20 protein-coding genes are annotated in these 22,613 nt (G+C 66.5%); 7 read left to right on the top strand and 13 right to left on the bottom strand.

Going from position 1 to position 22,613, the window contains the following annotated elements; genetic code table 11:
- Nucleotides 1-11: 11 nt before the first annotated feature.
- On the bottom strand, nt 12-767 hold the full coding sequence (locus tag BTM36_RS20525) for an Asp/Glu racemase (protein WP_077237730.1): 756 nt from the start codon (nt 765-767) through the stop codon (nt 12-14).
- A 404-nt stretch (nt 768-1,171) separates the two neighbouring features.
- On the opposite strand from BTM36_RS20525, the gene BTM36_RS20520 reads away from it, so the two are divergent.
- The gene (locus BTM36_RS20520) at nt 1,172-1,660 is read left to right on the top strand and encodes a (2Fe-2S)-binding protein (protein ID WP_006465698.1); all 489 of its coding nucleotides are present in this window, start codon (nt 1,172-1,174) and stop codon (nt 1,658-1,660) included.
- A complete protein-coding gene (locus tag BTM36_RS20515) occupies nt 1,657-4,608 on the top strand; it encodes a c-type cytochrome (protein WP_077237729.1) in 2,952 nt (983 codons plus the stop codon). The genes BTM36_RS20520 and BTM36_RS20515 overlap by 4 nt, the downstream gene beginning before the upstream one ends.
- 58 nt (nt 4,609-4,666) lie before the next feature.
- Here the strand turns inward: BTM36_RS20515 and phnN are convergent, their stop codons facing one another.
- The 3 genes from phnN to BTM36_RS20500 all read right to left on the bottom strand — a co-directional run bounded on the left by phnN (nt 4,667) and on the right by BTM36_RS20500 (nt 8,536).
- Nucleotides 4,667-6,703: a phosphonate metabolism protein/1,5-bisphosphokinase (PRPP-forming) PhnN gene (phnN, locus tag BTM36_RS20510; protein ID WP_077237728.1), complete on the bottom strand. Its 2,037-nt coding sequence runs from the start codon at nt 6,701-6,703 to the stop codon at nt 4,667-4,669.
- Nucleotides 6,700-7,533, bottom strand: coding sequence for a carboxylating nicotinate-nucleotide diphosphorylase (gene nadC / locus BTM36_RS20505; protein ID WP_006465058.1), 834 nt, complete (start codon nt 7,531-7,533; stop codon nt 6,700-6,702). Before nadC ends, phnN begins: the two co-directional genes overlap by 4 nt.
- 178 nt (nt 7,534-7,711) lie before the next feature.
- A complete protein-coding gene (locus BTM36_RS20500) occupies nt 7,712-8,536 on the bottom strand; it encodes an FRG domain-containing protein (RefSeq protein ID WP_077237727.1) in 825 nt (274 codons plus the stop codon).
- 132 nt (nt 8,537-8,668) lie between these two features.
- On the opposite strand from BTM36_RS20500, the gene BTM36_RS20495 reads away from it, so the two are divergent.
- The 5 genes from BTM36_RS20495 (at nt 8,669) to BTM36_RS20475 (ending at nt 12,963) form a co-directional block, all read left to right on the top strand.
- Nucleotides 8,669-9,250 carry a MarR family winged helix-turn-helix transcriptional regulator gene (locus BTM36_RS20495; RefSeq protein ID WP_077237726.1) on the top strand — a complete coding sequence of 194 codons (582 nt, stop codon included), beginning with the start codon at nt 8,669-8,671 and terminating at the stop codon, nt 9,248-9,250.
- Between the two features lie 285 nt (nt 9,251-9,535).
- Nucleotides 9,536-10,540, top strand: a complete 1,005-nt coding sequence (locus BTM36_RS20490; protein ID WP_077237725.1) for an ABC transporter substrate-binding protein — start codon at nt 9,536-9,538, stop codon at nt 10,538-10,540.
- Between the two features lie 11 nt (nt 10,541-10,551).
- Nucleotides 10,552-11,406, top strand: coding sequence for an ABC transporter ATP-binding protein (locus BTM36_RS20485; RefSeq protein ID WP_006465062.1), 855 nt, complete (start codon nt 10,552-10,554; stop codon nt 11,404-11,406).
- Complete coding sequence (locus tag BTM36_RS20480) at nt 11,399-12,202, top strand: ABC transporter permease (protein WP_077237724.1); 804 nt, start codon at nt 11,399-11,401, stop codon at nt 12,200-12,202. The genes BTM36_RS20485 and BTM36_RS20480 overlap by 8 nt, the downstream gene beginning before the upstream one ends.
- A gap of 11 nt (nt 12,203-12,213) precedes the next feature.
- Entirely contained in the window at nt 12,214-12,963 is a 750-nt protein-coding gene (locus BTM36_RS20475) for an ABC transporter permease (protein ID WP_039876815.1), read from the top strand.
- A 98-nt stretch (nt 12,964-13,061) separates the two neighbouring features.
- Here BTM36_RS20475 and BTM36_RS20470 read toward each other — a convergent pair whose 3' ends face one another.
- From BTM36_RS20470 to benC, 9 genes are all read right to left on the bottom strand, one after another.
- Nucleotides 13,062-13,481 (bottom strand): hypothetical protein, encoded by a 420-nt coding sequence (locus tag BTM36_RS20470; protein ID WP_077237723.1) that lies wholly within the window; start codon nt 13,479-13,481, stop codon nt 13,062-13,064.
- 146 nt (nt 13,482-13,627) lie between these two features.
- Nucleotides 13,628-14,575 carry a methyl-accepting chemotaxis protein gene (locus tag BTM36_RS29380; protein WP_077237722.1) on the bottom strand — a complete coding sequence of 316 codons (948 nt, stop codon included), beginning with the start codon at nt 14,573-14,575 and terminating at the stop codon, nt 13,628-13,630.
- A gap of 82 nt (nt 14,576-14,657) precedes the next feature.
- Nucleotides 14,658-16,238 (bottom strand): dynamin family protein, encoded by a 1,581-nt coding sequence (locus BTM36_RS29375; protein ID WP_077237721.1) that lies wholly within the window; start codon nt 16,236-16,238, stop codon nt 14,658-14,660.
- A complete protein-coding gene (locus BTM36_RS20455; protein ID WP_077237720.1) occupies nt 16,235-17,515 on the bottom strand; it encodes a GTPase in 1,281 nt (426 codons plus the stop codon). Before BTM36_RS20455 ends, BTM36_RS29375 begins: the two co-directional genes overlap by 4 nt.
- A 17-nt stretch (nt 17,516-17,532) precedes the next feature.
- Entirely contained in the window at nt 17,533-18,702 is a 1,170-nt protein-coding gene (locus tag BTM36_RS20450) for a benzoate/H(+) symporter BenE family transporter (RefSeq protein ID WP_077237719.1), read from the bottom strand.
- 155 nt (nt 18,703-18,857) lie between these two features.
- Entirely contained in the window at nt 18,858-20,231 is a 1,374-nt protein-coding gene (locus BTM36_RS20445) for an aromatic acid/H+ symport family MFS transporter (protein ID WP_006465070.1), read from the bottom strand.
- Nucleotides 20,232-20,321: 90 nt separating this feature from the next.
- Complete coding sequence (locus BTM36_RS20440) at nt 20,322-20,735, bottom strand: RidA family protein (protein WP_077237718.1); 414 nt, start codon at nt 20,733-20,735, stop codon at nt 20,322-20,324.
- A gap of 50 nt (nt 20,736-20,785) precedes the next feature.
- Entirely contained in the window at nt 20,786-21,574 is a 789-nt protein-coding gene (gene benD / locus BTM36_RS20435; RefSeq protein WP_077237717.1) for a benzoate diol dehydrogenase BenD, read from the bottom strand.
- A complete protein-coding gene (gene benC, locus BTM36_RS20430) occupies nt 21,571-22,602 on the bottom strand; it encodes a benzoate 1,2-dioxygenase electron transfer component BenC (protein WP_077237716.1) in 1,032 nt (343 codons plus the stop codon). Before benC ends, benD begins: the two co-directional genes overlap by 4 nt.
- Between the last annotated feature and the right edge of the window lie 11 nt (nt 22,603-22,613).

The raw sequence follows: 22,613 nt of genomic DNA, 5'->3' as shown, positions 1-22,613 counted from the left end.
GGCGCCCCCTCTCAGTAGGCGCCGGAGAGCAGCGCGCCGGCACCCGGCACGATGCGGTCCAGCTCCAGGCGCTTGAGCATGGCGTAGGTGGTGGCCACGGCGGCGGTGATGACGGGCTTGCCGGTCATCGCCTCGACCTGCGCGATCACCGGCAGCGAGGGCATCTGCACGCAGGCCGACAGCACGATGGCGTCGGCCTGGCTGGTATCCATCTGGGCCACGATGGCCGGCAGCTTGGCCGGGTCATGACGAGCCACGTCGAGATTGTCGGGGATTTCCAGGGCACGGTAGTCCAGCACCTCATAGCCTTCGTGGCGGATGTAGTCCACCACCAGCTCGGTGAGCGGCTTCATGTAGGGCGCGACCACCACGATCTTCTTGGCACCGATGACCTTGAGCGCATCGATGAGCGCGCCGGCACTGGTGACCACCGGAGCATCGGCGCCATTGGCGGCGGTGTGGGCGGTCAGGCGTTGCTCGGACTGGCGGTGGTAACCACGGCCCATGGCCATGATGGCCACCAGGCAGGCATAGCCCAGCACATCGACGCGGGCATCGGACAGCTCGACGGCGCAGCGGTCGGATTCACCATCCATGGCCGCCAGTTCTTCCTTGACCACCTTCTTCATGCGCATGCGGCTGGAGTGGAAGGTAAAGCGCTCGGGGCGGATCGCCTGGCGTGCCGTCAGCATGGCCGGGATCTCGGTCTCCATGGTGGTGTTGGAACTGGGGACGATCTGCCCGATACGGTAAAGACGCTGCTGCATGTGAGGTTCTCCTTGATCTGCCATGGTCATGCGAAGTTCGCTAATTTGTAATGCATACACTATATTTAATCATTTCCACGATCTTTGCAACCGGGATTTTCCGGCGCACCAGCAGCGCCAGCCAAATCCCCTTTTATGTGCGATGCAGCACCAAATACGGGAGTTATAGACGCCCGTCCGCACCAGTTCGAGACCGCGCAATGCAGCATGGAAATTCGTGATTTACTTGGCATTATTGAGTGTGTACACTGTTTTTCGACAAGGCCGGGCGAGGCTGCGGGACAGCCTGTCCGCAGGCGGGCATACTGGCCGCTGCAAGCGCATTGGCATGAAGGATGCTTCATGCGCTGACGATAGAGATCCAAGGCAATGCCCTCGTAGGGCAGGCCGCGACAACAGAGACCATGCACAAGCAAGAACCCATCACCTTCCACGTCAACGGCCATGCGGCCACGCTGGACATTGCCGCCGACGCGCCGCTGCTGAACGTGCTGCGCAACGACCTTTGCCTGAACGGCCCCAAATTCGGCTGCGGCCTGGGCGAGTGCGGTGCCTGTACCGTGCTGGTCGATGGCGTGGCGGCGCGCTCCTGCGTAATCCCGCTGGCCGGCGTGGCCGGGCGCCATGTGACCACGCTGGATGGCCTGGCCCAGGAGGGACGGCTGGACCCGGTACAGCAGGCCTTCATCGATGAGCAGGGCGCACAATGCGGCTACTGCATGAACGGCATGATCATGACCATCAAGGCCCTGCTGCTGCGCTCGCCCAGCCCGACCGAGGACGAGATCCGCAGCGAACTGGACTTCAACCTCTGCCGCTGCGGCACCCATGTGGAAATCATGCGCGCCGCCCTGCGTGCGGTCGAACTGCAGCGCCAGGGTGCGGCGCAATGAGTGCGCCCCTGCCCCGGCAGATGGCCGGCTCGCTGGCCACCGGCGGCGCAGCATCCCTGCGTCATGCCCGTCTGGCCCTGCCGCCGCGACTGGACTGGCAACAGTCCCGCTATACCGGTGCCCGGCTGCAAGGCCTCGACAGCGAAGCCGCGCTGCGCTGCCCGGGCGCGCCACAAGTGGTGCAGCGCCGGCATCTGGTGGCTGTCGTGGCCGACAGCGATGAACAGGCCCGCCAGGCATGCAGCCAGTTGCGCCTGCGCTGGAGCGAGGCAGCACCGCAGCACGGCACCCCGCGCGTACGCGCTGCGCAGACACTGCATGCCCGCGGCCAGGATTCCAGCGGCTTGCACGACATCACCATGGACGCCCACTACCAGTGGCGCGATGGGGAATCCGCATCCTCTACCCTGTCATCGTCCCCTTTCCCTTTCCCCGCGACCGGCATCGTCGCCATGGCCAGCCCGATGGGCGCGGGCCTGCGACTGGACCTGCCCTTCGGCAATCCTGCGCTGATCGCCATGGAAGTGGCGGCCCTGCTGTCCCTGCCCGTGGCCCAGGTGGAGGTGCGCAGCCACCGCCCGCCGGCCAGCGCGCAGGAGCGCAGCGCCGCCAGCGACGTGGCCGGCGTGGTGGCGCTACTGGCCCTGCAATGCGGGCAGGCCGTCTCGCTGGTGCTGGAGCCGACCAACTTCGCCAGCAGCCCGACCTCGCTGCAGCTGCATGGCGAACTGGACCAGGATGGCCGCCTCGGCAGCTACCACCTGCATATCGAGCAGGACGCCCCGCCGCCGCCGCTGGCCTGGCTGCTGACGGAAACCGCCTATGCGCTGGAGGATGCCAGCGACCCGCGCGACGGCGCCGCCCTGGCCTCGCCCTACGACTGGCAGGCGCTGGAGATCATCGGGCCGCAAGGCGCTGCAATCCCGTTGGCGGCGAGCACCTTCGCGCAGGAAATCTTTTTCGACGAACTGGCCCAGCGCATCGGCGAGGACGCCGTGCAATACCGTCTGCAACACCTGCCCGATGCGCATGGCGCGGCGCTGGTGCGCTCGGTCGCCGAGGGGGCGGGCTGGAACGGTCCGGCCCGGCAGGTGCAGGGCGGCATCCTGCGCGGACGCGGCTTTGCCTATGCCAGCACGCTGGAACAGGAGCAGGGCCAGCCGGTGCAGAGCTGGTCGGCCTGGGTGGCCGATGTGGAATACGACCGCGCCTCCGGCGAACTGAGCGTGACCCGGGTCACTGCCGGCCACGACCAGCGCGCGGGGACGACAGCGGCCGCCGCCCATGCCGCTGACGATCTGCTCGATGAAAAACAACGCGCCCTGCTGGGCGAACAGGCCAGACTGGCGATGGCGCAGACGCTGGCGCCGGACCAGGGCTTCGATGCCTGGTCACGCGAACTGCGCCCCCTGCCGGGCCAGGCCAGCGCCAGCCTGCCCCAGGTCGACCTCATCGATGGCGGCACCACGCCGGCGCTGCGCGACATCCAGCTCAAGGCGGGCGGCGCCTTCACGCTGCCGGCGGCGGCGGCGATTTCCAATGCCATCCATGCCGCCACCGGCGTACGTCTGCGCGAGGCGCCGTTTTCGGGTGAGCAGATCAGGCTGGCACTGGAACATCAAGAGGGTTCGGGCCAGCGGCCGGGCGGCTGGCGCCGCCTGCGCAAGTACGGCTGGCTGGGGGGTGCTGCGGCGGCACTGGGCGCCACGCTGACCCTGGCAATGCCCTGGCGCGCCGAGATCGCACCGGTGGCGCGACCTGCGGCCGACCTGTATTCGGCCGCCACCATCGAACGCGGGCGCCGGGTGGCGCTGGCCGGTGATTGTGCGGTCTGCCACACGGCCCCGGGCGGGATCGCCAATGCTGGCGGCCATGCCCTGCAGACGCCGTTCGGCACCGTCTACAGCACCAACATCACGCCCGATGAAAAGACCGGCATCGGCAACTGGTCCTATGCCGCCTTCGAACGCGCCATGCGCGAAGGCATCCACCGCGACGGACGACATCTCTACCCGGCCTTCCCCTACACCGCCTTCGCCAAGATCAGCGAAGCCGACATGCAATCGTTGTACGCCTACCTGATGGCCCAGCCGGCGGTCTCCAGCACGCCCCCGGAAAACGATCTGCGCTTCCCCTTCAACATGCGTCCGCTGCTGGCCGGCTGGAATCTGCTGTTCCACAAGAATGAAGTGTTCCAGTCTGACCCGGACCGCTCGGCCCTGTGGAATCGCGGGGCCTATCTGGTCGAAGGCGCCGGTCACTGCACCGCCTGCCATTCACCGCGCAATGCCCTGGGCGCGGAACAGGGCGGACGCCAGTACCTGGGCGGTGGCACGGTCGATGGCTGGGAAGCCCCGGCGTTGACGGCGCTGTCGAAGTCGCCCACGCCCTGGACCGAGGATGAACTGTTCAGCTACCTGCGCAGCGGCTTCTCGGACCGCCACGGCATTGCCGCCGGACCGATGGCGCCGGTGGTGGCCGAACTGGCGCAACTGCCGGCCGGCGACGTGCGCGCCATCGCGCATTACCTGGCCTCGTTCCAGGCACCGGCCGCCAGCACTACGGTACCGACCCCGATCACCACGACCAGCCTGAACGAGAGCCAGAAGCTGTCGCAGGCCAATGGCAAACGGCTGTTCCAGGGCGCCTGTGCGGCCTGCCACATCGAAGGGACGGGACCGACACTGTTCGGCGTGCGTCCTTCGTTGCGGGTCAATACCAACCTGCACAGCGACACACCGGACAATCTGATCCACGTCATCCTGCACGGCATCCGCGAACCGGCCAATCCGGCGCTGGGCTACATGCCGGGCTTTGCCAACAGCTTCAGCGATGCCCAGGTGGGTGATCTGCTGGCCTATCTGCGCAGCGAGTTCGCTGCCGGCAAGCCGGCCTGGGAAGGCGTACCGGAGAGCATCGCCCGCTCACGCGCACAAGCCGGACATTGAGCGTGACATTGCAGCGGCGCCCCGCGTACGGGGCGCCGCTACCATTTCCGTCCAGCCTTCAGTGGCCGACCAACACCACCGGACTGGCCAGAGCCTGCAGTTCGGCACAGACCAGCTCCAGGTGCGCAGCGCTGGCGGCATGCACCCGCAACAGCGCCTGCCCGGACTGCACCCGCTCACCCACCCGGCACAGCAAGTCCAGCCCCGCCCCCGGATTCGCCGGAGCGCCGGCGGTACGCGCCAGTCCCGCGATGGCCCAGCCATCGACCTGGCCGATCACGCCGGCCTGGCTGGCATGCCAGGTCAAGACCTCGGCGCAGGGCGCGGCCTCCACCTGGGGTGGCCCCTGGGCGGCGATGATGCGCGCCAGCGCGGCCTGGGCCGCACCGCTGTCCAGCAGTTCGGTGGCCTTTTGCAAGGCGACGTCGACCTCCCCCAGACGCGGATCGAAGGACAACAGATGCGCCGCGAACAGCAGTGCCTTGGCACGCAAATCCTGCGGCGCCTGTGGATCGCCCGCCAGGACCTGGCGGATATCGCGCACTTCCAGTGCCGGACCGATGCCGCGCCCGATGGGCTGGCTGCCATCGGTGGCCAGCGCCCGCACTTGCATGCCCAGCCCCTGCCCTACCTGTTCGAACAGTCGGCACAACTGCTGCGCCTGTTCCAGCGTCTGCTGCTTGGCATAGGGACCGTACGGCACATCCACCACCAGATGGGTGACGCCGGCGATCGCCTTCTTGGACAGGATCGAGGCCACCGACCAGTGCGCCGTCTCCAGCCCGTAGGGCCGGGTGATGCGGTTCATCACTTCATCGATGACGGAGTGGCTGATGCGGCCATTCCAGGCGATGCAGGCCCGGGCCTGGCGCACGCAGCGGCGCACGGCCTCGCCATCCAGGTCGACATTGGCCAGCAAGGCCATGGTGTCGGCCGTGCCGGCGGCCGAGGTGATGGCGCGCGAGGACGCCTTGGGCATGGCCAGCCCCCAGGCCGCCACGATCGGTACCACGATGGGCGTGATGCGGCTGCCGGGGACACCGCCCAGGGAGTGCTTGTCGACCACCATGGGCTCGTCCCAGCTGATGCGCCGGGCCATGCGGCTGCGTGCCTGGGCCAGCGCCAGGGTTTCTTCGGCATCCAGGCCATGGGTGATGGAGACCAGCAAGGCGGTCAGCTCGGTGGTGCTGTAGCGACCATCGACGGCATCCTGCAGGATGGCCTGGTACTGATGCGCCGGCAGGCGCTCACCGCGCAGCTTGCGGCTCCACAAGGGACGGCTGGCCGGGGCCAGCAGGCGCAAGGCCTGTACCGTCTGAGACGATCCAAGGCGCTGACGCAAGCCGGCGGGCAGCGCCAGCCAGGGGCTAGCGTCGTGGCCGCCGTCGGGCCAATGATGGATGCGCACGTCGACCATCGCACCGGCCGCAGCGCGCAGGCGCAGACGCGTGCCGGCCGCCCAGTGGCGCGGATGGGCATAGGCCACCGCCTCCTCCCCGGTTTCCACCGGCGCAGCGCGCACCACGCAATGTTGCAAGGGGGCGCGCAATACCGCCAGCAGGCGGGCAATACCTGTGGCGGTATCACTGTCGTTGGCCACTGCCTGGCGCAGGATGCCGGGCGGCGCGGGGTCGACCTGGCGCTGCAGGCGCGCCAGGATCTGCGCATGATCCTCGCGCCCGCGCCCGGCAATGCGCTGCGCCAGCACCTCGGGCGGGGCGGAGATTTCCACCACCACCAGGCTGGGCAGGCGCTGCGCCAGCGCTTCCACGGTGGCACGCGAGCCATTGGCCACGACATGGCGACCCGCTGCCAGCTCGGCCAGCAACTGACCCGGCAGGCCATAGGACAGGCCATGCGCCTGCCAGGTCAGCAGGAACTCGCCCGCCGCCGCTCGGGCGGCGAAGCCGGCCTCGGTCTCGGCGTCATGGTCTTCACCGGGGGCGCCGGCCGGCCGCGTGATCACGCGGCGGGCAAAGACATAGGGCGCATCGGCCAGCGCCTCGCGGGCGCCGCTCATCAGGGTGTCCTTGCCGGCCCCGCTGGGGCCGACCACCAGGAAGAAGGTGCCGGGCGCCGTGCTGGCCGGGCTCATGCTTCGTCCAGGCCGATGTCCACGGCCGGCGCCGATTGCGTGATCTTGCTGGTGGAGATGTAATCCACCCCGGTCTCGGCCACCGGGCGGATGGTGGTCAGGCGGATGCCGCCGGAGGCCTCGACCTTGACGCGACCATCGACGATGCCGACCGCTTCGCGCATGTCGGGCAGGGACATGTTGTCCAGCATGATCACGTCCACCCCGGCGGCCAGCGCCTCGCGCACCTGTTCCACGCGGTCGCACTCCACTTCCAGCTTGGTCAGTACCGGCAGCTTGCGACGCACCCGGGCCACGGCTTCCTTGATGCTGCCGCAGACGGCGATGTGGTTGTCCTTGATCATGACGCCGTTGTCCAGCGCCAGACGGTGATTCAGGCCGCCACCGCAGAGCACGGCGTGCTTTTCCAGCATGCGCAGGCCGGGGGTGGTCTTGCGGCTGTCGATGAGCTGCGCGCGGGTACCGGCGATCTCGGCCACGTAGCGGGCGGTCTCGTTGGCGATGCCCGACAGGCGTTGCACCAGGTTCAGTGCGGTGCGCTCGGCAGTCAGGACGCTGCGCGCATTGCCCTTGACGGTCAGCAGGATGGCACCGGCCTCGACCCGGCTGCCGTCGGCGTGATGCACCTGCACTGCCAGCGTGGCGTCGTATTTGCGGAAGACCCGGGCGGCCACCTCGATGCCGGAGACGATCAGGGATTCACGGGCATTCATGACGAAATGGCCCTGCTCGTCCGGCTCGATCATGGTCTGGGCGGTCAGGTCGCAGGCGCCGATGTCTTCGGAGAGCCACAGGTCGATCAGTTTTTCGGTGGCGTAATGGTCGTACATGGTGAATCCTTTCGTTGGCGTGGTGAGGGGCTGGCTGGCCCCGAAATGAATGACAACTGGAATGGCGACTACAATTAAGTTAGATATCGAACTATTTAAGAACGGACTTCGGTGCGGCGGATGTGATGCAAGATGTTCAGGACTCCTGGAAAAAAGGGACGCGGTGGCGACGTGGGGTTCAGCTCTTGCCCAGCCTGGACTGGTAATCGACGATCAGTTGCTCCCACACCATCTCCAGCTCGTAGTCGATGGAGCGGGCCAGGCCATCCAGGCCGGGGAAGAGCGTGGCGGCGGTGATGTTCATCCGGTACAGCGCCCGCAGCGCCGGCTCGCGCAACGCCGCCGGCAGGATGAACTTGCGGATCAGCGGTTCGCTGGCCTCGTAGCCGGCCAGCAGGCGCTCCAGGGGCGCCTCCAGCGTACCCGGCACGACCAGGATGCCAGACTGCGCCACCAGGCGCGCATCCATCTGGTTGGGTTCACCGAACCACACCAGCGGCAAGGCGTTGCCAGCGAAATAACGCTGGTAGCTGTCGGGCTTGCGCAGGTCGATGGCCTCGCGATTGAGCGTCGGATCGAAGCGCGGCGCCGCCTTCCACAGGGCCGGGGTATTGAGCGCATAGACGGCGGCGTCGCCATGCAGTTGCTGCATGGCAAAGAAGGCCGCCACGAAGGGGGACTTGGTGAAATCGATCAGCCGCGTCGGTGCGCCATGGTGTTGCATCAGTGCCAGGCAGCGCAGGTCATCGTCCAGTACCGCCGCGTCATGCAGGAAGACATGGGCCTTGCGCCGGAACACCCGGATCGCCCGCTCCTCGCGCAGGGGCCATAGCGAGGGATCGGGGCAATAGCGTGCCAGGTGCCGGGTCAGCGAACTGACCAGCGGCCAGCGATGATCGGCCTGGCCACGGAATACCCAGCCCTCCAGCTGGTCGCTGGCGGCAGCGAACTCATCCCAGCTGGACAGTACGACCTGATCGATGGCAGTGGCGAGAGACATCATGACCCCGAAAATATTCTTCGATATCTACGATTATGCAAGATGCAGGCCAACCTGTCATGGTGACTTACCCTGCCCTCCCTGAGCGGGCTGCAAATGGGTATGATTGCGTTATCTTAGATTTCTGATGAAATGATGAAAGCCACACGATCCCGGCCTCTGGCCGCCGCCCCGGTCGAACAAGATGAACCGGATGAACTGGAACAGGCACTGGAAGCCCTGGCCGCCGAACGCGTCGCCCACCTGGTCAAGGATGCGGCGCGTGCCTTCATCCGCAGCCTGCAGATCCGCCTGGCGCCGCATGCGGTCAGCTACGGCCACTGGACCATCCTGCGCGTGCTGTGGGAACACGACGGCCTGTCCCAGCGCGACCTGGCCGAGCGGGCCGGCGTGAGCGAAGCCACCACCGCCACCGCCCTCAAGTCGCTGGAAGCCATCGGCTACGTGGAGCGTACCCATCTCCCGGGCGACAAGAAGAAGGTCCACGTCTTCCTCAGCAAGCAGGGCCGCGCCCTGAAGAAGAAGCTGGTGCCGCTGGCCGAGGACGTCAATGACCTGAGCCTGGAGGGTATCAGCGAGGAAGAGTTGGAGACCACCCGCAAGGTGCTCATCGCCATGGCCCTGAACCTGGCGCGGGACGAGCGCCAGGCGGTGGAATCCGGCAAGCGCATGCCCTCCACCCAGGAGGTCGGACGCCTGGCTTCCGGGCTGGGCTGAACCTCCCCGGCGCTGCCCCATCCCTGTGCAGACGCACCAGCAAGTGACGGGCGGGCAGCATAATTGCACCATCGGAGAAAGCGCCGTGGCTTGTCGGCCATGCATCTCCTTCGACACATGTTCTAAGATATCTAACTATATTTTGCAGACTGCAAAAGGACTTTCAGACGATTTTTTGATCGATATCTAAGCTTGGCACGTCGTTTGCATTGACAGCATCAAGTGCTTGCAGGTACGCCCCTTGCGAGTATCCGATTGCAGTGTCCATCACGTGTCGAGGAAATCATGAAAAGCTTTTGCAAGAACCTGCAAGCTGTAGTGTCTCTCAGTGCTGCCCTGGTTGCAGTGGCTGTACCAGTCGCCCTCCCCGGTCTGGCCCGCGCCGAAGAAATCTCGGTCACGCAATGGGGCACCAGCCTCTACGGCCTGCCCTATGCGATTGCCATCGAGCAAGGCTATTTCAAGAAGGCCGGGGTGGATATCACCGGCATCCTCACCTCCGGCGGTGGCGGCACCACGGTGCGCAACATCCTGGCCAGCAAGCTACCGTATGGCGAAGTGGCGGTCTCGGCAGCGCTGGCCGCACAGCGCCAGGGGCTGGACGTGGTCATCGTCAATACCGGTACCCGCAGCGTGGCTGAAGCGTCGGCCGTGACCATGCCCAATTCCCCCGTCAAGAGTATCGCCGACCTGGCTGGCAAGAAGGTCGCCATCACCTCGCCCAAGGGCGTGTCCGAAATGCTGCTGCTGATGGCGCTCAAGGCCAAGGGCGTGGATGCGACCCAGGTGCAGCGCGTGGCCTCGGGCGGCTACATCAACGGCCTGACCATGCTGGAGCAGGGTTCGGTGGCTGCAGCCGTGCTGATCGAACCCCTGTCCATCGTGCGCAAGGATAAGTACCGCACCGTCTACAGCGCTGGCGAGGTGCTGCAACCGATGACCACCTCGGTGGGCATCACCACCCGCGCCTATGCCAAGGCCCATCCGGAGACCATCCGCGCCATCATCGAAGGTCGCCAGCAAGGCGTGCGGGCGGTGTACCGCGATCCGGCCGCCGCCGCCAAGCTGCTGGAAAGCAGCTTCAAGCTCAGCCCGGAGGTGGCGCGCGAAGCGGTGGACAACATGGTGCGCGCGCGCATGTGGAGCGAGGGCGACTTCGACCAGGCCGAACTGGACCGCATGACCGACGGCCTCAAGCTGATCGGCGAGATCAAGGACAACGTGGAATGGGACAAGCTCATCGACAGCAGCATGCTGCCGCCGTCCATCAAGATCAAGAGCAAGCTGTGAGGGAGTCCGCCATGAAGAGTGAACACACCGTCTTGGCCGCCGAGGCCCTCCTGCAGGACAGCCCGGCCACCACGCCCCGCGTGCCGCACGCCGTGCTGCAGGGTGTCACCCGCAAGTTCGGCAAGGCCGGCAGCGTCTTCCACGCGCTCGGCCCGATCGATCTGACGCTCTACCAGGGCGAGTTCTTTTCGGTGGTCGGCCCTTCCGGCTGCGGCAAGTCCACCTTGCTCGATACCCTGTCGGGCCTGGCCTCGCCCTCCGACGGCACGGTGCAGTTCGAGAACCGCGAGGTCAAGGGCGTGCCCGATGGCGTGGGGGTGGTGTTCCAGGAAGACGCCTCCTTCCCCTGGCTGAACGTGCGCGACAACATCTCCTTCACGCTGCGCATGCGTGGCATGGAGGGCGCCGAGATCAAGCGCCGGGTCGACTACGCGCTGGCCTTCATGGGCTTGAAGGATTTCGCCACGGCCTACCCGGCGCAACTGTCGGGCGGCATGCGCCAGCGCGTGTGCATCGCCCGCACGCTGGTGCAGCAGCCGCGCCTGATCCTGCTGGATGAACCCTTTGGCGCTCTGGACCAGCAGACCCGCCTGCTGATGGGCGACGAACTGCTGCGCCTGTGGCGCGAGACCGGCGCCACCGTGCTGCTGATCACCCACGCGCTGGACGAGGCGGCCATGCTGTCGGACCGGGTCGGCGTGATGTCCTCGCGGCCGGGCCTGTTCATCGACATCGTCGAGACCGGCTGGCCGCGTGACCGCGATAGCCGGGTGGTCTCCACACCACGTTTCGGCGAGGTCAATGCCCGCCTGTGGGAACGCCTGCGGGTGGAGTCGTTGAAGGTAATGGGAGCCAGCCATGGCTGAAGCAAGCTCTGCTCATACCGCCGCCAGCCCGGCGCGCAGGTCGGCACATCAGCTCGATGGCCTGGTCCGCATTGCGGTGGTGATCGTACTGATCGGGCTGGTGGAACTGCTGTGCCGCAGCGGCCTCATCCAGCCCACCACCATGATCGCGCCCTCGGCCATGGCCCGCCACGCCTGGGAAATCCTGCGCGAGGGCAAGTTCGACAAGGACATCGCCATCAGCCTGGCCAACATCGGCGCAGCCACGGTACTGGCGGTGATCCTCGGCTTCATCTGCGGCCTGCTGCTGCATGCGCTGCCGGGCCTGCGCAGCGCCATCGAACCCCTGCTGGCCAGCTATTACGCGGTGCCGACCTTCATCTTCTATCCGGTCTTCATCGTGCTCTTCGGCGTGGGCTCGGCACCCATCATCGCCATCGCCGTGCTGCTGGCCATCGTCACCATGATCACCGCCACCCTCAACGGGCTGGACCGCATCCCGCGCGCCCTGCACAAGACCGCCCGGGTACTGCGGCTCACACCCTGGCAGTCGGCGGTGCGCGTGAAGCTGCCGGCGGCACTGCCCTACCTCTTTACCGGGGTGAAGCTGGTGGTGGCCTATGCCTTCATCGGCGTGATCGCCTCCGAGTTCATCCTCTCGGGCTCGGGAATAGGCTATGCGATCGGCTATGCCTACAACAACTTCGAGAACAACGACATGTATGCGCTGATGTTCCTGGTGCTGGCCAGCGTAACCCTCGTCAACCTCCTGCTGAACGCGCTGGACCGTCGCCTGCAGGCGCGCCTGCGTCGCTGAAAGGACATGCCATGAAACCGATGCGCGAGATGCAAACCCCGCTGCTCTACGCCCTGCTGGCGGCCGGCCTGGCCGTATCCTGGCAGGGCCTGTACTGGATCAATGGCGGCAGTGCGCTGGCTTCGCCGGGGCAGGCCGTGCTGACCCTGGGCAGCATGATGCAGACCAGCGAGTTTTGGCTGCATGCGCTGGAAACCGGCAAGGCCTTGCTCTACGCCCTGCTGATCGGGCTGGTGGGTGGCCTGGCGGCAGGCCTGCTGCTGGGCGTGAACCGGATGGCGCGCGATGTCTCCGAGCCCATCCTCCTGAACATGTACGCCATCCCCAAGGTCACGCTCTATCCGCTGGTGCTGCTGGTGTTCGGGCTGGGCCTGTCGGCCAAGGTGGCCTTCGGGGTGATGCACGGCATCATCCCCATCATGGTCTTCACGATGAATGCGATCCGCCAGATGCGCCCGGTGCTGTTGCGCGCCGGCCAGTCGATGCGGCTGACGCGCCGCCAGTCGCTGCTGCACATCGTGCTGCCAGCCATCCTGCCGGAAATCACGGCCGGCCTGCGCCTGGCGTTTTCGCTGACGCTGCTGGGGGTGCTGATCGGGGAGATGTTCGCCTCGCAGCGCGGACTGGGTTTCCTGCTGACCAATGCCATGAACCTGGGCGACATCCGCACCATCATGGCGGTGGCATTGCTGCTGTCAGTCTTCGCCCTGGCCTGCAACGGCGGCCTGATGTGGCTGGGACGACGCCTGTCGCCGCGCTGAAGCGCGGCCGGGTCCAGACGGTTCCCTTGTGTCTGTGTTGGACACATTGATCCTGTGTGGAAACACACAGGATCTTTTTTGCGTCAGCAAGGACCTGTTCAGTTGTCCTGATGCGCCCAGTTGAAGCTCAGCGAAGTCGGCTTCTGGCCCACCTCCACCTTGCTGGTCTTAGTGACGCCGTTGTAGTCCGCCTTCACCTCGTAGTGACCGGCCGGCAACTTGAGATTGGTCATCGGGCCGGCGCCGGGCAGGCTGAAGACGGTCTTGCCATGGCTGTCATTGACGCTGAGCTTGACGTTGCTGACATAGGCGCCATCCTTGGCTTCGGAGAACAGCAGGCGCAGGTTGTAGTCCTTGGCCGCCTCGCGCAGTTTGGTCTGTTCGCCCGCGCCGATGCCGCCGTTCATGTAGGCCACGCTACCCTGGGTATCCTGGGTCTGGGCCTGTGCAAAAGGGGCCGCCATGCCGGCCAGACCGAAGACGATGGCGCTGATGGCGGTGATCTTGTTGATATCCATGATGGCTCTCCTTGTACGTAGATGAAGACTTGAAGGATCAAGAGACGAATCACGACGCCACTGTCGAGCTGGCGCCGTCAGATTCACTCTAGTGACATAGACTTAACTGATCCTTAACCCCGCAAAAGATTCCACCCGCACGCCGCTCAATCGATGCGCAACACCCGCGCCGTTCCCTGCTGCAACAGGAGCTGCACCTGCTGCGACAGACCCGCCGCCACCTGCGACTGCCGTGCCAGGGCGTCGTTGATGCCGCCGACGATGGCCACGCGCTTGCGGGCGCCATCGATGACATCGGCCATCGCCACATGGGCCTGATCGGCGCTGTTGCGACCGAGCGCCGCCTGCGAGGCCGCCGCCTCGGCCTCGCGCAGGGCACTGCCGGAAGACTGGCTCAGCGAGGTGGCGATCTTGCCGATCTCCTTGCTGGATTGCCCGACCCGGCCGGCCAGCCGCTTGACCTCGGCCGCCACCACCGCGAAGCCGCGCCCGCTCTCGCCGGCACGGGCGGCCTCGATGGCCGCGTTCAATGCCAGCAGATTGGTCTGGCTGGCGATTTCATGGATGGTCTCGACGATCTTGCCGATGGTCGCAGCCTGCTCCACCAGGGTACGGTAGGTCTGCAGCGAACCATCGATATAGCGGCTGATGGTGGCCACCGCCGTCACCGTCTGCTGCACGGCGGCCACCGCGCTGTCGACACTGCCACCGGATTGCCGCGCCACCACGCCGGCGCGTGCCATGTCGGCGATGGTCTGCTCCAGCAGGGCCACTAGATCCTGCACGCGCGCATGCAGCTCCTGCATGCCGGCTTCGGCAACCATGTAGCCCTGGCTGGCCTGCTCCACCGGTAGCGGCTGCAGCAGCTCGGTGGCCGGCGGCAACATCTGCGCCACGGCCAACTCCGTTCCCCGTCCGCGCAGGCCAGTAGCGCCTATCAGCAGACCGACCGCCGCCAGCGGCAACAGCAAGGCCAGCGCCTGCGCACCCACGTCATGGGCGGCATTGAACAGGCGCCAGCCGGCGCCGACGATCAAGACGACCGATATGATCGATACGGCCAGGCATAGCCGTTTGAGATTGTTCTTCCGCATGCTGCTTTCCTCCCTGATGCTGCGTTTATCGTTTTTTATAGGGGTGTTGCCATGGTCCTGCCGTATATGCGCTCAAGCGTGGTCACACCTCCTGCGCCGGTTCACGCAATTGGCTCGCACCTGCGTGCAGGCCACGCAGAAGGGACGCGATCTGGCCCAGGCGGCGCTGGCCGTCCAGGATGATCTTCTGCTTGTGCTGCAGCGCCTGATCCAGGGCTTGCAGGCGGGCCGCGCAGCGCTCGGCCAGGTCACCGGCCATGCGCTGCAGGCTGTCCTGCACGGCCGCGCCCAGGGTCTCGTACAGCTTTTCATATGCGGCTGGCAAGCCATCGGTCGGCGCACTGTCGTAGCCAAGATCGGCAGGCAGGTCCAGCGCGCTCTCCAGGGTGGGCAAGATGTGACTGTCCAGGCAGGCCTGGGCGTGTTGCGTGGCAGCCTGTTGCAGGGCTGCGTTCAATGCAGCCACCACTGCCGCTACCTCGGCCACCCCGGCATGCGCTTCCAGCAGGTCGGCCAGCTGCGGCATCACCTCGCGCCAGGCCTGTTGCACCAGACGCGCCTGCCGGGCCGGCAGGCTGTCCAGTTCTTCTTGCACCTGCTGGCGCAGGGCAGTCAGGGCCGGCATGGTCTGGTTCACCAAGGGGGCTTCCACCTCCTCCTGCAAATGATGCAGCAGGACTTCGGCCGGCTTGCGGGCGCGATAGGCCAGCGCGGGGGCCAGCAGTTCCAGCAGGGCCACATAGAGGCGCTCGAAACCGGCCCCGGCCATGGCCTCTGCATCGGCGCCGGTGCTGCGCGCCACGTAGGCCGAGACCGACACCGCCGGCTTCAGCTGGGCCGCCGCCACGCCCAGCGCCTGCAGCTTGTCGGCGGCGCGGTGGCCGACATCGGCTTCCTGGTCGGCACGGTTGGCGTCGGACTTGTTGCGCAGGCACTTGACGATCTGGCCATCGACTTCGTCTTCGTCGATCACATCGCTGCGCGTCACTACCGGCAGCAGTGGCTTGCCTCGGCGCAGTTCGCGGGCCAATTCGTCGAGTTCCTGCACCTGTCCCGGCGAGGTCGAACTGGTCAGCCACAGCACCGCATCGGCACTGTCCAGGAAGCGCTGGGTCAGGGCCGCATTGTCATCGGTGGCCGAATGCAGGCCGGGGGTATCCAGCAAGACCAGTCCATCGCCCAGGCACACCCCTTGCAGGCGCGCCGTGGTCTCGGTGGCGCCCTCGTGGAAGGCCTCGTCCGAGGCCAGCAGCTGGCCGCCCTGCAGATGGAAATACTGCACCGTCTGCCTATGCTGCCGGAAGCGTTCGGCCAGGAAGTTGCACAGCGAACTCTTGCCGGCATTGAACTTGCCGAACACCAGCACCATCAGCTTGCCCTCGAAGCGCTGCGCCAGGGCGCGTGCCGGTGCCAGTGCCAGCCATTGGGCTTCGCGCTGCTGGTGCTGCTGTGCCAGTGCCTGATGCAGGGCAGCGATGCGCTGCGCCAGCGCGCTGCCGGGTTGCAGGCCACCGGCCTCGATCCGGCCGGCCGTGAGCGCCGCGTCCAGCGAGGCCAGCCATTCGCGCAACGCGGCGAGGAGGGTTGCCACATCCGCTTCGGCCCCGCCGGAGTTGCCGGAGCTGCCGATGATGTCGATGAAACGCTGTTCCGACGTCTTCATGCCAGCTCCACCGCGCGCAACTGCTCCAGCGCGTCGGCCGCGCGGGTGATGGCATGCAGCGCGGTGTCGGCGCGCGCCACCGCCTGCACCAGCGCCTGGCGGTCTTCCGACAGTTCGTAGTAGTGCAGGAAGGACTGCGTCATCTGCCCGCGTCCGGCCGGCTCGCAGAAACGGCGGCGCAGGTCGGCGCGGTATTTGATGGAAATGCCCATGACGGCCACCATCACCGTATCCAGGCTGGTGACCGAGGTCCGCTGGTCGGCCGGCAAACCCTCTACCCCGTGCTTGATGAGATGGGCGCGGATGGCGATGCAGGCCCGCGAATAGGCGACGTGGATGCGCGCCCGCTCGCGCTTGCCGGCGGTGAGCTTGAATTCGTCGGCGGCCGTGTCCGGTACCAGGGCCGGATCGTCGCCCTCCACCTCCAGCACCGGCAGCAGGTCCTGATGCACCTTGTCCAGCACCGTCTCCAGGCCTTGTTCGAAATCCTGGCGCTGCTGGTGCTGCTGTTGCCGCAGTGCCTGCAACTGTGTTTGCGCGCTGCGTTGCTGGTGCTGCAGTTGCTGGTCGATCTCGTCCAGCAGCAGCGCGCGCTCATGGCGCCGCGCCGCCGGGACCTGTGCCGTGACATCGCGCAGCCAGGCCTGCAGGGCGGGAATGCCGCTCTTTTCCAGCAACAGCTTCTTGCCGCCTTCGATGCCGCTGCGGTGGCGTGTGGACGACACCGGATGGAGCGTCAAGCCCGGCGCCTGCGCGGCGATGGCGCCGCTCACCCGCTCCAGTTGCGCCTCGTCGGCCATCTGGTCGACCTGGGTCAGTACGAACAGGGTCTGGCGGCGCGTGCGCTGCTGGTCGTCGCGCAGGGCCTGCAACAGCGCGCGCTCGGCCGCATCCAGTTCGCCCTCCTTGGCGGCATGCACGAACAGGCGGATATCGGCCTGCAGCCAGGTTGCCTCCTGGGCATGGCTATCGTCCTGCTCGGCCACGTCGGCGTCCAGCCCGGGTGCATCCAGCCAGCGCACATCGGCATGCCGGTGTTCGGACAGGCGCACCGTCTCGCGGCGGTCGGCGACGGCAAAGACGTCGCTGCCCATCAGCTCGTTCAACAGGCGGCTCTTGCCGTGGTTGTACTTGCCCACCACGGTCACCGTGGCGGGCGCGGCCCGTTGCGCCAGCACCCGCAGTCGCGCCAGGTCATGCGCACGACCGGGTGCCACGGCCAGGATCTCGCTGGCCAGGGGGGCGAAGGGGTCGGTGGATCCGGTATCTTTTTGCATTGCAGTCTCCATGCAGCTCAAGCTGGTTTTCTGGGGCGTCCGATCAGCCAGTAGGCGGCCATGCCGAACACCACGCCCCAGAAGGCCGCGCCCAGTCCGAACAGGCTCATGCCCGAGGCCGTGGCCAGGAAGGTGATGACAGAGGGTTCGACATAGCCGCCCTCCTCGCTCATCAGGCGGATGTTGGAAACGATGGCGCCGATCAGGGCCAGACCGGCCAGTGCGGCGATCAATTCCTTGGGGAAGGCGGTGAACAACTTCACGATGGAAGCCGCGAAGGTCCCGCCGATGAGATAGAACACGCCATTGGCGATGCCGGCCAGGTAGCGCTTGCCGGGCTCGGGATGCGCATCCTTGCCGGTACAGAGGGCCGCCGTGATGGCCGCCAGGACGATGGTGATGCCGCCGAAGCAGGCGGTCACCAGCGAGGCCAGGCCGGTACCGGTGACCACCGCGCGGGTGGGCGGATGGTAGCCGGCCAGCTGCAGTACCGCCATGCCTGGCAGGAACTGCCCGGTCAGGCTCACCAGCACGAGCGGGATGGTAAAGCTGAAGAACACGCCCAGGCTGAACTGCGGTGCGATGAAGACCGGCTGCGCCAGTTCCAGCCCCAGCTCGCCGAGATGGGTGCGACCACTGGCAAAGGCCACCGCGAAACCCACCAGCGCCACCACCACGATGCCGTAGCGCGGCCACCAGCGGCGCCCAGCCAGGTAGGCCGCCAGCATGACCAGCACCAGCAGGGGTGCCTCCGCGCTGGAGCGGAAGGCCTGCACCCCGAACTGGAACAGGATGCCGGCCATCATGCCGGCGGCGATGCCCTTGGGGATGAAGGCCAGGATCTTCTCGAAGTAACCGGTCACGCCGATGAGGATCAGCAGCAGCGCCGCCATCACATAGGCACCCACCACCTCGGGCATGCTGATGCCGGGGAACAGGCTCAGCAGCAGCGCCGTCCCGGGAGCCGACCAGGCGGTGATGATGGGCAGCCGGAACCACCAGCTCAAGAGCAGGCCGCTCACCCCCGCCCCCATGGAAATGCCCCAGACCCAGGACACCAGTTGAGAAGTCGGAACCTGACCGGCGTGTGCAGCCTGCACGAAGATCACCAGCGGCCCCGCATAGGAAATCAGTACTGCCAGGAAACCGGCCACCCACGCCGTGAGCGAGCCTTGTCGATGGACCATGAATCGTTCCTTGCTACATGCTGCCTGCCCTCAAGCTACAGGCAACGACACGGGAGGGAGCCGGCTGTGCCCTGCCCCCCCCTGATGTTCAAAAGGCCAGGCGCTGCGATGGCCGAACCATCGCAGCGCCGAGCCGCCGTCCTGAAGTTGCGATCTTAAACGCTGCGCGACACCGATGCTGGCGACACGCCGCTCGCGCCGACACTGTTGGCACTGGCGCCCTGGCCGGCATGCCGGTAGCGCAGCATGAAGATGCCGATCGCCAGCGCCGCCACCAGACCAGGGATGGCGAAGACCAGGAAGTTCATCTTCAGCGGCAGGGCTGCCGCCATCAGCGCACCGCCCAGCAAGGGGCCGACGATGGCGCCCGAGCGGCCCACGCCGGAGGCCCAGCCCAGACCGGTGGAACGGATCGCCAGCGGGTAGAACTGAGCGGTGTTGGCATACAGCAGGATCTGCGTGCCGATGGTGGTGGCGCCCGCCACGATGATGAGCAGGTACAGCACCGGCGTGGGGCTGTTGAAGCCCAGCAGCGCAATGGCCACGGTCCCCACGGCGAAGAAGCTGATCACCACCTTGGGCAGGGTGAAGCGGTCGCCCAGCCAGCCGCCACCGATGGCACCGACCACGCCGCCGAAGTTCAGGGCCAGCAGGAAGGACAGCGAGGAACCCAGGCTATAACCGGCGCTGGCCATCAGCTTGGGCAGCCAGGAACCGAGTGCATACACCATCAGCAGGCAGCAGAAGAAGGACACCCAGATCATCAGCGTACCGACGCTGCGGTCCTGCTTGAACAGGTCCAGCATGGGTGCACCGGCACCCTTGGCCTCGGCCTGCACCAGTTGCGTATCGGCAGCGATGCCGGCCAGCGGGGCGACTTGCGCCAGCATGGCGCGCGCCTGCTCATGCTTGCCCTGGCGCAGCAGGAAGCCCACCGATTCCGGCAGCTTCCACAGGATCAGCGGCAGCAGCACCAGCGGCACGGCGGCGGCGAAGAACATCGACTGCCAGCCGAAGTTGGGCAGCATCCAGATGCCCAGGCCGGCACACAGCACGCCACCCAGCGAGTAACCACTGAACATGATGGCCACCAGGGTGCTGCGCAGGCGCTTGGGCGCGTACTCGTTCATCAGCGCCACGGCATTGGGCATCAGGCCGCCGCAGCCCAGACCGGCCAGGAAGCGATACACGCCGAACTCGGTGGGCGAGGTCGAGAAGCCGCTCAGGAAGGTGGAGACGCTAAAGAGCACGAAGCTGATCGCCACGCCCTTCTTGCGACCGATACGATCGGCCAGCGGGCCGAAGATGAAGGCGCCGAACATCATGCCGAACAGGGCATAGCTGCCCAGTGCGCCGGCCTGCACTGGCGACAGGCTCCACTCCTTCATCAGTACCGGCAGCACGGCGCCGTAGATGAACAGGTCATAGCCGTCGAACACCAGCAGCAATGCGCACAGGCACATCACCATCCAGTGGAATTTGGTAAAGCGCGCGCCGTCGATGATCTGGCTCACTTCCAGGGTCTTCATGGGGTTCTCCTCCGTTGTTTCGGTTGTAGTCCGTTGTTGTACGTTGTTGTGCGTTGTTGTTATGTCTGATGGATCGGGTGCTGCGCTTACCTAGTGCCTGGTCTCCTCGTGTCGCAGATGCGCCACCGCCTTGATCTCGACGATGTAGCCGGGTGCGCCGCCCAGCATGTGGGCGCCGATGGCGGTCCAGGCCGGCAGCGGATAGCGCGTCAGGTAACGGTTGCGCACCTTGATGAACAGCGGCAGGTCGCGCATGTCGGTGTGGAAGCTGGTGAGGTCGACGATATCGTCCAGCGTGCCGCCGGCGGTCTCCAGCACCTGCTTGAGGTTCTCGAAGGCCTGCACGATCTGGGCTTCGCGTGGCTCGACCAGTTGCATGGCGTGGTTGCGGCCGATCTGGCCGGACACATACAGGGTGCTGCCCACCAGCACGCCGGGGGCATAACCGATCTTTTCGTAGACGTCTTCCATTCCCTTGGGAATGATGGCCTGGCGCTCTGGCATGGCTTGGCTCCGTGATCTGTGGATGGTGTGAATGATGTGAATCAGGTGGATCAGCCGTTGTCGCCGCCGGCCACCGGCAGGACGGCACCGGTGATGTAGCTGGCGTCATCGGAGGCGAGGAAGAGGATCGGGGCGATCTGCTCTTCCAGCGTGGCGTAGCGTTTGAAGAAGGTGGAGCCGATGACCTGCTGTATCGCCTCCTGCATCCAGCTCAGCTCGCGGGCGTTGTCGCCCTCGGCATTGCGCGGCACGCGGCGCGGCGGGGCCTGGGTGCCGCCAGGGGCGGTCGCCACCACACGAATGCCGCGCTCGCCGTATTCCATGGCCAGCGCGGTGGTCACGGCATTGATGCCTCCCTTGGCGGCCGAATACGGCACGCGCCGTATGCCGCGCGTGGCATTGGAGGAGACATTGACGATCGTCCCCGCGCCCTGCCGCAGCATATGCGGCAGCACCGCATGCGAGCTATACAGGGTGGGCATGAGGGAACGGCGGATTTCGTCATCGATCTGGGATGGTTCGAATTCGGCGAAGGGTCGCATGCGGATGGCACCGCCCACGCCGTTGATCAGCACGTCGATGCGGCCGAAGCGGGTGATGGCCTCACTCACGGCGGCCTGGGCGCCTTGATAGGTTTCCAGGTCGGCGACGAAGCCGATGCCGCGCCCGTCCTGCGCCTCGGCCGCCACTTCGTGGACGAACTCGGCGCGGTCCACTAGCATCACCCGCCCACCCTCGGCGGCGATGGCCAGCGCCACGCCGCGCAGGATGCCCTGGGCGGCGCCGGTGACGACCACCACCTTGCCCTGGAAGCGGGCCTTCACGGCGGCCCCGCTCATGCTGCCACCGCCACCGGGGCCGGCTGGCTGGTGACGAACTTCTCGTAGTAGAAGCTGGCCGGGCTGATGCCCTGGGCCTGGAAGTGCTTCTGCACCGCCTCCACCATCGGTGGCGGACCGCACAGGTAGACATCCACCGCGCCATCGTGCAGCACCTCGGCCGGCATGTGCTGGGTCACGTAACCCTGGCGCGGGTGCGCGGTGGCGGCATCGGCCACGCAGGTGGTGAAGCTGAAGCCGGGCAGGCGGCGGGCATAGTCTTCCAGGCGCTCCACCAGCACCAGGTCCTGGTCGCGGGTGACGCCGTAGATCATGTGCACCGGCTGGTCGATGCCCTGGCGCAACATCTCTTCCAGCATCGACAGGAAAGGCGCCAGCCCGGTACCGCCGGCCAGCATCAGCACCGGCCGGGTCACCGGTCGCAGGTAGAAGCTGCCCAGCGGCCCGGTCAGGTCGAGTGCATCACCCGGCCGGGCGGTGGCCAGCCAGCTGCTCATCAGGCCGCCCGGCACGTTCTTGATCAGGAAGCTCATGCGCGCAGCGCCCGAGGCCGAACTGAAGGAGTAGGCGCGATGCTGGTCGCTGCCCGGCACGCCGATGTTGACGTACTGCCCCGGCAGGAAACCGGGCGCATCGGCTGCCACCTCCAGCACCAGTTCGAAGGCGGCACCGGCAAACCCGGTCACCTGGGCCACCTTGCCGCCGAAGCGGGCGGTGCCGGTCTTGCAGGCGGTGGAGGCGACCGGTACGGCCACCACGCAATCCGACTGCGGCACCATCTGACAGGTCAGCACCAGACCGGATTGCGCCTCGTCGCTGCTCAGGGCATCGTCGATGTAGTCATCGCCCAGGTCGTAACGACCGCTCTCGGCGCGGCACTTGCAGGTGCCGCATACGCCATCGGAGCAATCCATGGGCAGGTTGATGCGCTGGCGGAAGGCGGCGTCCAGGACTTTTTCCTTGGGGCCGCAATCGATGACGCGGGTGACGCCGTCTTCGAAGTTGAGGGCGATGCGGTAGCTGCTCATTTGCTGTCTCC

The sequence above is a fragment of the Herbaspirillum sp. VT-16-41 genome (genome assembly GCF_001994935.1).
Lineage (GTDB): Bacteria > Pseudomonadota > Gammaproteobacteria > Burkholderiales > Burkholderiaceae_D > Herbaspirillum > Herbaspirillum frisingense.
The sequence above is the reverse complement of the archived record's forward strand: the minus strand, read 5'-3'. Positions and strand labels throughout refer to the sequence as shown.